The following is a 10,111-nucleotide window of genomic DNA, read 5'->3' on the forward strand; positions in this document are numbered from 1 at the left end:
AGGGCAGCGACGTCGAGGACAAACTCGCCAACGTCATCTTCACGCCGTTCCAGGACCGGCACGGCAGCAGCATCCTGACCGTGCGCGACCAGAACACCTTCGCCGAGGAGCTACGCCAGAAACGGCTGATGACCCTGATCCACCTCTGGTTGGTGCACCGCTTCAAGGCTGACTGGGTGCACTACGTCACTCCCACCGAGGACAACCTGTACCAGACCGAGAAGATGAAGTCGCACGGCATCTTCCGCGACGTTCACCAAGAGGTGGGCGAGATCATCGTCGCCGAGGTGAACCAGCCACGCATCGCGGAGCTGCTCGCACCCGATCACGCGGCGCTCTGGCGGCTGATCCGCAAGGAAGGGTAGCCCGCGCCCGTTACGCCTGCTTCGGCAGCTGGGCGTACATCAGCGGCACTATATAGTCGGCCAGGTAGGCATGCCCGGCGTCGGTGGGGTGCACACCGTCGGTGCCGATCAGATCGGGTCTGTCGACAAACCATCGCTCGGCGATCGGATCGACGAACTCCGCACCCGCCGCACGGGCCTCGGTCGCGAGGATGTCCCGGACCCGCAGCATGGCGTGGGGCACGTCAGCGGTGGGCCATGGCGGGCCGATCACCAGCAGCCTCGCCAACGACGTGGACCGGCGCGCGAGGCCGAGCGTGTCACGGACCATCGTCGTCAACTGCGCCGGGTCGACATCGCGATCGTTGCGGGAGCCGAAGAACACCACCAGCGCGTCGTCAGCGTGCACCGCCCGGGAGGCCAGATCCTCGAACAGGCTGCCCTGATTGCCGCGCGCGCCGTAGCCGGCGCCCCCCTCCGCCGCCACATCGGCCGCGACGTGCATTCCGCGGCGGGCCAGCTTCTGCCATGCCAATTCGGGCCAGCCCCTGGCGCCCTCGCCACCCTCGGCCGAGCCGGCCGTGTAGGAGTCGCCGATCACCGCGACGTGCTCCTCCGGCGAACCGAGCAGCCGGGTCTCGCAGCACCGAGCCGGCGCCGGGCGCTGCGCGAGCGGACGGATCCAGGGCAGCGCTGCGACAGCTACCGAAGCAGCTAGCGCGACCGCGAAAGTGGTCAGCCGGGTCACCGCAACCTCCCCAGTCTTCCCGGTCGATGGCGCCACCACCCGCGCCGCGATGTATCCCGGCGTGTGACGTTACTGCACGGTCAACGCGCCACTGCCACGACGCGGTAACGGTTGCATCGCGCTTGCCGTGCTTGCCGTGCTTGCGGCGACCGCCGTCCCGCGCGGATCTAGGATCTCATCGACGACGGCGACCGGGTCGCGCTGGAGGTCGATCTGATCGCTGGCGGGCTCAACCCGCTCGGGCGCGCCCGTAACGGCGTTGGCGCCGCCGATGGTGGCCATGCTGCGCATCCACCTGCGGGCGGGTTCTTCGACGGTGCGAAACAGCAGCATCGAGCCGGTGACGGCGATCCCCAAGAGTGCGATGACGATCCATTGCCCGATCGCACCGTGCAGAGCGACGTCGAACTGCTCTGCGGCCCAGTTCCACGCGGTGTGCACCAGCTCGTGCACCATGTACAGGCAGAACGAGATCTGACCGCCGTACACCAGCAGCCGGGTGGACAGCAGCCTCGGCAGGCTGCCCACGCCGACCGTCAGCGCCGCCACCAGCGGCACGAACAACACGTCGACCAGTCCCCCGCTGTCGTAGATCCCGGACAGCGGGTGGGCATCGAAGAAGTACAGGGCGCCGACGATGACACCCAGAAGCGCCGCGGAAGCATACCCGGCACCTCTGCGGGCGCGCTCGGTCAGTCGCAGCTTACGCACCGCCGCGCAGGCCAGCGCGCCCGCAGTGAACTGCATGACGATCCGCGGCAGCCAGCTCCAGGGTGTGTAGAACTGACCGCTCACCAAGAGCAGCAGCATCGGCGGCAGCGACGCAGCGACCGCCAGCCACATCACGTTGCGCGCCCTGGTCACCCGCGCCATTCGGTAGACCATCAGCACCAGCACGCCGAACACCAGGTAGGCCAACCATTCCGCGCTGATCGACCAGGCCGGCCCGTCCCAGCTGGACCCGTCGAAGTAGGGCTGAAACCACAGCTGAACCAGCAGGATCTGACGTACATAGCTGGTCGCTGTCAGCTGGCTGACCTCCTCCGACGGCACGTGACCGACGTGCAGCGTGAAGATCACCCACAGCGCGGCAAGGTGCAGAGTGACCAGGTAAACCGGCCACACCCGGGCCAGCCGTAGCCACAGAAAGTGCGCCGTCTCGCGCGCCGACCACGTCACTCCCATGCGGTCCAGGTAGTTCCAGGTCAGCACGAATCCACTGAGAATGAAGAACAGGTCGACGCCCTGCGCACCGCAGTTGAGCACCGGGGCGAGCGCATCGCTGAATTCGGGGGCCGCCGCGGCCAGCAGTGGCCGGAAGTGAAACAACACCACCCACACCGCGGCGACGATGCGTAGCCCGGTGAGGGCTTTGATCTCTCCGGTGTGCACAACACTCTTTCGCCGGTGGGCTCTGCTACTGCGGCTCTCGTGTTGGCAGACTAACAGCGCAATCGTCTCCGGTACGGGAGGTGGCCGTCGGTGATCATCCAGCGGCCGCCATCGCCGTTGCTCGAACCACGCCGACCGTAGGAAATTCAGTTCTCACCAAAGCGTTAAACGCCGGCCCATGCCGCCTTAACTTCGCCGCCTAGCGTCGAGAACACGGAGAGACCGGCGATTGCCGACCTGGATATTGCGACCGAAGACTGAGGCCGATCATGCCTACCACGACTGCTTGGGACTCGACCAACTCCACGCTCGACTGCGGGGGCGCGCAGGTTCGCGCGCACTATCGCCACCTGGCAACGGTGGTGGCGATCCGGGGCCGCATCGACCCCACCAACGTCGATCGCCTCAGCGACCAGGTTCGGCGTTTCATCCTCGCCAAAGAACCACTGGTGCTGGATATGAGTGGTGTCGATGCTATTGGGGCCGCTGGTATCTGGCTGTTATGCGTGCTGGACGGGGATTGCCGCGCCGCCGGCGTGGAATGGACGCTTGTGTCAAGCCCGGCCGTCAGCGATCTGCTGCGTGACTTCGACGAGGATGCCAAATTCCCGACGTCCCGTTCGGTGCACCAAGCGCTGCACAACCTCGCCAACGTGATCGAGCGGCGTCGTCAGGTGCTGCTGCCGTTGTTTGAGAAGACGGCCTGAAATAGCCCGCAAGGCAGTCGCCGCGCTGGTCGGTGTCGCGGCCCAACTCGCCGGCAGGCTGCGGCGTGCCGGCCGGGTGCTCGGGGCGCTTGCCGTGGCGTGCACCGCCGGTCTCGGTTTCTGCTCCCCGAGTTCGGCATCACCGGATTCGGGGCCGGATCCCTCCCCCGGCGTGCCCCCGGTCGGCACTGCGGCGCGTGCCGCGGGCTTGGTCGATGTTCGCAGAGCCGTCCCGGATGCGATCGTCGACCTGCGTTATGCGACGCCGGACAATTTCGTCGGAACATCGCTGTATCCACCCGACGCACGCTGCCTGGTGCACGAATCTCTGGCGCCGGGCCTTGCGACCGCGGCCGACGTGCTGCGTCGCCAGGGCCGTGGGCTGGTCTTCTGGGACTGCTATCGGCCGCATGCCGCGCAGGTCGCAATGTTCGAAGCGGTTCCCGACCCGAACTGGGTGGCCCGGCCCGGACCGTTCGCCCGCAGCCACGAGTCCGGGCGTTCGGTCGACGTGACATTGGCCGGCCTGGCGGACCCGACTGCCCAGTGCCCGGCGGCGCGGCGCGCCGGTAGGGCCTGCCCGGTCGACATGGGGACCGACTTCGACGATTTCTCGCCGCGTGCGTTGGCGTTCGCCACCCGAGGCATCAGTGAAGCGGCGGCGTCGAATCGGGCCGCGCTGCGCAGCGCCATGCGTGCCGGCGGCCTCGCAGCCTACTCCGGCGAGTGGTGGCACTTCGACGGCCCGGGCGCCGGCGTCGAACGGCCCATCCTCGACGTTCCGGTCGGTTGAGCGGTAGTCAACGCCCGGCCGGGTTGGACAGGTGGCGTTCCACCGACTCGACCTTTGCGGTCATCGCGTCGGCGACACCCTGTCGCCAGTCCACCTTGATCACGGTGCTGACCCGGGGTGAGCGCGCCGCCACGGCTTCCACCGCCCGCTGCACCACGGCCATCACCTCCGCCCAGGTGTCGCCTTCGAGCACAGTGAACATCGAGTCGGTCCGGTTCGGCAGTCCGGACTCGCGAACGACCCTCACCGCTTCCGCGACGATCTCACCGACGCCCTCCCCCACACCCAGCGGCGTGACAGCAAACGCAACCAGCACAGACACCTATCTCACCTGACCCAGACGCACCACGACGAGCGTACTTCGACTGGCCGCACCGCCAGCAACGATGGCAGCATCGAACCTCATGCGGATTCTGGTACAACGCGTCTCGTCGGCGCGTGTGTCGGTCGATCACCGGATAGTCGGTGCGGTCGAACCGGTTGGCCCGGACGGCTCGAACGGACAGGGGCTGCTGGTCTTCGTCGGAGTCACCCACACCGATGACGTCGCCAAAGCGCAGCGGCTTGCCGAGAAGCTTTGGCGGCTGAGGATTCTCGACGGCGAGCGATCCGCCGCTGACGTCGATGCGCCGATTCTGGTGGTCAGCCAGTTCACGCTTTACGCCGACACCGCCAAGGGGCGAAGGCCGTCCTGGAACGCCGCCGCGCCCGCAGCGGTGGCCGAGCCGCTGGTCGCCGCGTTCGCCGGCGCGCTCCGCGGCCTGGGTGCACACGTGGAAACCGGAGTGTTCAGCGCGCATATGCAGGTTGAACTGGTCAACGACGGCCCGGTGACTCTGCTGCTGGAGCTGTGACCGGAGACTCGGCGGATCGGCTGGGCCTGGCACGCACCGCTCCTTAGTGGTCTGGCCGCAGATGGTCGGAATCTGACTGAGGACACTACCTGGCGGCCGATGCTCCCCCGATCACAGCGCCGGACCGTCGCGGAGCGGGGGCCGCTGCGCGGTGGCCAGCCCGACCGGCGGCAGGTAAACCCCCACCAGCGTGCGGTGCCACCACGCCCGGTCACGCCGCAGCTCCCGCCAGGTGGTGAAGCGGTAGATGTACAGCAGCGCCCGCACATACTGCGGCGGGGCGTCGGGGAACGGGTTGTGGCGCAACAGGCGCAATGTCGCCCGGTCGTTTTCCAGCAGCCGCACCATGAAGGCGCTCAGCCACTGCTGCGCGTACAGCGGGGAGATAGCTGCGAACCACATCAACCAGTCCAGACGCAGATGATACGGCGCCCACTGCGCCGGCAACCGGTGCAGCGCGCCGGGCTTGCCCTTGAATTCGTATTCTTTCCATACCGTTTCATCGGTGATCTCCGGCTCGTCGGTGCCCTCTATCACCACTTCGCGGCGGGTCCGGCCGATCGATCCGAACGCACCGTAGGTGTTGACCAGATGAAACGGGTTGAACGACGCGTTCATCCGCTGCTGGCGAGAGAGCAGGTTGCGTACCGGCCAATAGCTCAGCACCACCACCGTGGCGGTGAACGCGAAGACCAAGCCGGCGAACCACGGCGGTGCCTGCGGCAGTGCCGGCGGTTCAGGGATCGGCAGCAGCGATGCCGCCAGCGAGCCGTCGATCGCGCTGCAAGCCAGGATGATCGTCACCCAATTCAGCCAGGCGAAATTGCCGGACGCCACCAGCCACAGCTGGGTGACGACGATGATCACGGCCGCGCCGCTGGCTACCGGCGGAGGGGCGAACAACCCGAATGGAACCACGAGCTGGGCAAAATGGTTGCCGGCCACCTCAACCCGGTGCAACGGCTTGGGCAGGTGATGGAAGAACCAACTCAACGGCCCCGGCATCGGCTGCGTTTCGTGGTGGTAGTACAGGCAGGTCAAGTCGCGCCAGCACGAATCGCCGCGCAGCTTGATCAGCCCCGCGCCGAACTCGATCCGGAATACCAGCCACCGAGCCAGCCACATCACCAGCACCGGCGCCGCGACGCGATCGTTGCCCAAAAAAATGGCCAGGAACCCGCTCTCCAGCAGAATGGATTCCCACCCGAACGAATACCACGTCTGACCGACGTTGACGATCGACAGGTACAACACCCACAGCAGCAGCCAGCCCAGCATCGCTGCCCACAGCGGCACCCGGTCGGCGGCGCCGGCGACGATGGCCGCCGAGAGCGCAACACCTAACCAGCACACGCCGGCGAAGAACCGGTCGGAGTAGTGGAGGTGAAAGATGCTGGGCGCGGCTCGGAATGGCTGCCGCTGGAGGAACCGCGGCACCGGTAGCATGCCGTGCGCCCCGATGAGCGCGCGGAACTGCCGCACGGCGGCGATGAACGCGATCAGATAGATGGCCGCGATACCGCGTTCCAGCACCAACCGGCCCAGCCAATAGTCGGGTGCCGTGAACCACGCCAAGTATGTTTCCAAGCCCGCAACTCCTGTGATGTTCATACCACCGGATGCGGGCCCAATTCAGGCGATTGACAGCGCGCGCCGCAGTAGGTGCATGGCCACGGTCGTCGAACGCTCCCGGACATCGGCGCGGTTGCCCGGCACCCAGGTGGTTCGGGTGATCATCGAGCTGTCACCCAGCAATACGGTGAAGCAGACCGTGCCCACCGGCTTGTCCGCAGTGCCCCCGCCCGGTCCGGCAATCCCGGTGATCGCCACCGCGGTGTCCGCCTGGAAGCGGCGCAGCGCCCCGGCCGCCATAGCCTCTGCCACTGGCTCGGAGACCGCGCCGTGTTCGGCGATCAACGCGGCGTCGACTCCGAGCAAGTCCACCTTCGCGTCGTTGGAGTAGGAAACCACCCCGCCGGCGACGTAGCCCGACGCACCCGCCACCTCGGTCAGCCGTGCCGCCAGCAGTCCGGCGGTGCAGGATTCCGCGGTCGCGATCCGGCGGCCCGTCAGCAACCTGGCGACAATGTCGTCCACCCGTGAACCGTCTTCGGAGTAGATCGCGTCGGCGTGGCGCCCGCGCAGCAGCGTGACCAGTTGCTGATACACCGGCTCGGCGCCGGGCTCGTAGCGGGTGACCATCTCGATCTCCCCGCGCCGCAGGCAGGTGGTGATCTCGAGCTGATCGAAGTCGGCGACACGCTCCTGTGCGTTGCGCAGCGTGTCGGCCAACCCGGACTCCGGTAACCCGAACATCCGCACGGTCTGCTGCCGGTAGATGGTCCGGCCGGCGATCGCGGACTGCACGGCGGAGGTCTGCACCGCCCTCTGCCACATCGGCTGCAGCTCGCGTGGCGGCCCCGGTAACACCACCACCGTCGGGCGGCCGGGCACCACCACGCCGGGCGCGGTTCCCACCGGGTCGATCACCGAGGCCCCGGCCGGAATCAGGGCCTGCTTGCGGTTGGCGGCCCGGATCGTCTCGAAGTCGGCGCTGTCGGGGGTGTTGTAACGCGCCATCAAGGACGTCAGGATCCTGGCGATCCTGGCTTCCAGGTCGGAGTCCAGCACCAGTTCGCGCCCGCAGAAGCGGGCTACGGTCGCTACCGTCAGATCATCAGCCGTTGGTCCCAGTCCGCCGCTGGTGATGATCAGATCCACGCCGTCGGCAGCCAGGAACCGCAGCTGTGCCTCGATGTCGCTGGGGCGGTCACCGCAGATCGTGATGTGCGCCAGTTCAACCCCGAGCTCAAGGAGGCGGTCGGCGATCCAGGGACCGTTGCGGTCGTGAACCCGTCCAGTCAGTACCTCGGTGCCGGTGACCACAACTCCCGCACGTGCACTCACCGGTCCGAGACTACGCAGCCAGTGCTACGGCAGCGCGGAGATGATGGGCAAACTACCGGCCGCCGGATGACTTGGCACCACCGGCACCGCGGCCGGGGCGGACGGGACGAGAAGGCCCGGGAAGCTTGCCGGCCCAGCGGCGGCCGGGGTGATGCCGCCGAGATTCGGCAGCGGGAACGGCAGCAGCGAACTGAGATTGGCCGGCATCGGAAGTCCGGACGTGACCGGCAGGCCGGCGGCGGTGCCGGCTGTCGGGGCGAGCGTCGCGGCGCTCTGAGGCAGGTTGATGGTGGCGGTGGCGATGGGCGCGGGTGCCGGCGGTAATGCCGGCGCAGCGCCCAGTGCAGCTGCGGCGGTCTGCAGCAACTGCTGCGGAATGCTGCCGACCTGCTCCACGAGCCCCGGCAGGCCCGGACTCGCCAGCGTGGTCGGATCCGCAGTCGCAGTCGCGCTCGACGCCAGTGCGGCTACGAACAGACCCGCGGCGGCGCCCGCGATGACGGTGATGCGGTTTCGGATGCGTGACATGGTTTTCCAATCCCTACGACGACAGGTCGGGACCGAAGTTAAGCCACGGCGAGAGTGACTTGAGTGACAGACGCGGCCGTTTATGGAACCGTTGCGAACGAGAGTCGTTGCGGTGATCGTTACTTGGCCAGCCAGCCCCGGATCTTCGTCAGATCCCTGGTGTAGGTCAGCAGCACAGAGTCCTCGTAATGCGATCCCCCGTTGAGAACGCCGGCACCGCGCCACATCACATGGACGTGGGACAGGCCACGGATGTAGATATCGGCCCGGTCGTGTTCCCTGCGTTGCCAGCCCAACTGTTCCGCGAACGAAGACAGGGCCTGCCGAGCATCGGTTGCGGTGGTCATCGGTTGCTCCTGGTAGTTACATCTTGGTCGAAGACGCTAGCAGTTGCGGCTCGGCCGGTGCAGCCCACCTGGCAGCGGCGGCGGCAGACTGGGCGGTTGCGCTGCACGAGGTATTGACAGTTCCTCACCCCGTCGGTCAAGATATGCAGTACCAACGGTACCGCATAAGCTGAGCGACCGTACGCTGCATTGTCAGACGAGGACTTGACCAGTAGCGACACACAGGAGAAAGCCTCATGGCCAACGTCGTCACTAGCGCATCGTCGGGTCCAGCGAAGCTGCCCGTTCCACCGGTTCGCCGCGTGCGATTCAGGTTCGGCGAGCAGAAACCGATGCGGCACTTCTTCGCAGACGACAACATCGTGCTTAGTCACCTGGTCGCCATGTTGTCGGCGGTGTTCCCGCCCGGCGAGGAATCATTCATCCGCTCTGTCCGCCGATTCAGGGACGAGATAACCGACCCCGGCCTGAAAAGGCGTGTAGCAGGATTCATCGGCCAGGAATCCGTCCACGGGCAAGAGCATCGTCACCTCAATGACAAGCTCATCGACATGGGCTATCCGCTGGTGCGGCTGTTCAACTTCGGTCACGACAGCCGCCGGGAGCGATGGTTGCTCAAGTTCGAAAGCCGCCGGTCCCGATACGGACACCTGGCATGGACCGCCGCCGCTGAGCACTACACCGCCACCGTGGCGCGACGGCTGTTATCCAGCGACGAACTGCAGGCAATCCCAGGTGACCCGGAGGTATGGCACCTGCTCAACTGGCACGCCGTGGAGGAATCAGAGCACAAGTCGGTGGCGTTCGACGTGTTCACATCGGTGGGCGGCGCCGAGGATACCCGGATCGCCGTCATGCGTCACATGTACTACCTGACGATCCCGCTAGTCGTCATGTTCGTCACGTTGTCTGTCCTCACCGATCCGCGAGCGTGGCGTCCGGTCAAGACGCTGCACCAGCTCTACCAGGTGCTGCGCGGCCCACTGGTCAAGGGATTGATGCGCGAACTCGCGCAGTACATGCGGCCCGGCTTCCACCCCAACGACATCGACACCACCGAGCTCGAAACCATCTGGCGCACAGAGCTGTTCGGAGCTGACGGATACGGCGGGGAGATCAGCGACCGCATCAAGTAGGCAGTCGACCAACCCGATCGGGGCCGCGACTCTTGCCGGTGCTGCGCGCCGGAGGCTCGGACCGCGGCAGACGGTCCGCACGGCGAGCCCGGTCGATCTGGTACTAAACTAGAACGCGTTTCAATTCGTGTTGCCTGCTAAGGAGCGCACATGCATACCGCGATCTGCGATGAGCTCGGCATCGAGTTTCCGATCTTCGCGTTCACCCACTGCCGCGATGTGGTCGCCGCGGTGAGCAAGTCCGGTGGTTTCGGGGTGCTCGGGGCGGTCGGCTTCACACCCGAGCAACTCGAGATCGAGCTCAACTGGATCGACGAGCACATCGGCAACCATCCCTACGGCGTCGACATCGTGA

The 10,111-nt window shown here is 66.6% G+C and carries 11 protein-coding genes and 2 pseudogenes; 6 read left to right on the forward strand and 7 right to left on the reverse strand.

The annotated features are described in order from the left end of the window. Positions 1 to 365, forward strand: a pseudogene (locus tag AC2VOP_RS16270) (isocitrate lyase ICL2); the annotation flags it as partial. 10 nt (positions 366 to 375) lie between these two features. On the opposite strand, the gene AC2VOP_RS16275 reads toward AC2VOP_RS16270, so the two are convergent. Together AC2VOP_RS16275 and AC2VOP_RS16280 are read right to left on the reverse strand one after the other, a co-directional pair. Then, positions 376 to 1,092: an Rv0518 family GDSL lipase gene (locus tag AC2VOP_RS16275; RefSeq protein WP_486961933.1), complete on the reverse strand. Its 717-nt coding sequence runs from the start codon at positions 1,090 to 1,092 to the stop codon at positions 376 to 378. 69 nt (positions 1,093 to 1,161) lie between these two features. Further along, positions 1,162 to 2,484: an acyltransferase family protein gene (locus AC2VOP_RS16280; RefSeq protein ID WP_486961934.1), complete on the reverse strand. Its 1,323-nt coding sequence runs from the start codon at positions 2,482 to 2,484 to the stop codon at positions 1,162 to 1,164. 269 nt (positions 2,485 to 2,753) lie between these two features. Between AC2VOP_RS16280 and AC2VOP_RS16285 the strand changes: the two genes are divergently transcribed. Then, positions 2,754 to 3,191 carry an STAS domain-containing protein gene (locus AC2VOP_RS16285; RefSeq protein ID WP_486961935.1) on the forward strand — a complete coding sequence of 146 codons (438 nt, stop codon included), beginning with the start codon at positions 2,754 to 2,756 and terminating at the stop codon, positions 3,189 to 3,191. Between the two features lie 25 nt (positions 3,192 to 3,216). Further along, on the forward strand, positions 3,217 to 3,984 hold the full coding sequence (locus AC2VOP_RS16290) for a M15 family metallopeptidase (protein WP_486961942.1): 768 nt from the start codon (positions 3,217 to 3,219) through the stop codon (positions 3,982 to 3,984). A gap of 7 nt (positions 3,985 to 3,991) precedes the next feature. Here the strand turns inward: AC2VOP_RS16290 and AC2VOP_RS16295 are convergent, their stop codons facing one another. Continuing rightward, positions 3,992 to 4,306 (reverse strand): MTH1187 family thiamine-binding protein, encoded by a 315-nt coding sequence (locus AC2VOP_RS16295; protein WP_486961936.1) that lies wholly within the window; start codon positions 4,304 to 4,306, stop codon positions 3,992 to 3,994. An 82-nt stretch (positions 4,307 to 4,388) separates the two neighbouring features. Between AC2VOP_RS16295 and dtd the strand changes: the two genes are divergently transcribed. After that, a complete protein-coding gene (gene dtd, locus AC2VOP_RS16300) occupies positions 4,389 to 4,838 on the forward strand; it encodes a D-aminoacyl-tRNA deacylase (RefSeq protein ID WP_486961937.1) in 450 nt (149 codons plus the stop codon). 111 nt (positions 4,839 to 4,949) lie between these two features. On the opposite strand, the gene AC2VOP_RS16305 is transcribed toward dtd, so the two are convergent. The 4 genes from AC2VOP_RS16305 to AC2VOP_RS16320 all read right to left on the reverse strand — a co-directional run bounded on the left by AC2VOP_RS16305 (position 4,950) and on the right by AC2VOP_RS16320 (position 8,620). Then, the gene (locus AC2VOP_RS16305; RefSeq protein WP_486961943.1) at positions 4,950 to 6,413 is read right to left on the reverse strand and encodes a lipase maturation factor family protein; all 1,464 of its coding nucleotides are present in this window, start codon (positions 6,411 to 6,413) and stop codon (positions 4,950 to 4,952) included. 57 nt (positions 6,414 to 6,470) lie between these two features. Next, positions 6,471 to 7,745, reverse strand: coding sequence for a competence/damage-inducible protein A (locus AC2VOP_RS16310; protein ID WP_486961938.1), 1,275 nt, complete (start codon positions 7,743 to 7,745; stop codon positions 6,471 to 6,473). Between the two features lie 24 nt (positions 7,746 to 7,769). Continuing rightward, the gene (locus tag AC2VOP_RS16315) at positions 7,770 to 8,273 is read right to left on the reverse strand and encodes a hypothetical protein (RefSeq protein ID WP_486961939.1); all 504 of its coding nucleotides are present in this window, start codon (positions 8,271 to 8,273) and stop codon (positions 7,770 to 7,772) included. A 119-nt stretch (positions 8,274 to 8,392) separates the two neighbouring features. Then, positions 8,393 to 8,620, reverse strand: coding sequence for a hypothetical protein (locus AC2VOP_RS16320; protein WP_486961940.1), 228 nt, complete (start codon positions 8,618 to 8,620; stop codon positions 8,393 to 8,395). A 236-nt stretch (positions 8,621 to 8,856) separates the two neighbouring features. On the opposite strand from AC2VOP_RS16320, the gene AC2VOP_RS16325 reads away from it, so the two are divergent. After that, a complete protein-coding gene (locus AC2VOP_RS16325) occupies positions 8,857 to 9,756 on the forward strand; it encodes a metal-dependent hydrolase (protein WP_486961941.1) in 900 nt (299 codons plus the stop codon). A 150-nt stretch (positions 9,757 to 9,906) separates the two neighbouring features. Beyond that, positions 9,907 to 10,111 (forward strand): annotated as a pseudogene (locus AC2VOP_RS16330) (nitronate monooxygenase); the annotation flags it as partial.

It is taken from the genome of Mycobacterium sp. TH-M106 (assembly GCF_057473765.1).

What these genes read in the sequence shown, in the direction of transcription:
- AC2VOP_RS16285 (WP_486961935.1), top strand. Translation starts at nt 2,754, where the DNA reads ATGCCTACCACGACTGCTTGGGACTCGACCAACTCCACGCTCGACTGC.
- AC2VOP_RS16315 (WP_486961939.1), bottom strand. Translation starts at nt 8,273, where the DNA reads ATGTCACGCATCCGAAACCGCATCACCGTCATCGCGGGCGCCGCCGCG.
- AC2VOP_RS16320 (WP_486961940.1), bottom strand. Translation starts at nt 8,620, where the DNA reads ATGACCACCGCAACCGATGCTCGGCAGGCCCTGTCTTCGTTCGCGGAA.
- dtd (WP_486961937.1), top strand. Translation starts at nt 4,389, where the DNA reads ATGCGGATTCTGGTACAACGCGTCTCGTCGGCGCGTGTGTCGGTCGAT.
- AC2VOP_RS16325 (WP_486961941.1), top strand. Translation starts at nt 8,857, where the DNA reads ATGGCCAACGTCGTCACTAGCGCATCGTCGGGTCCAGCGAAGCTGCCC.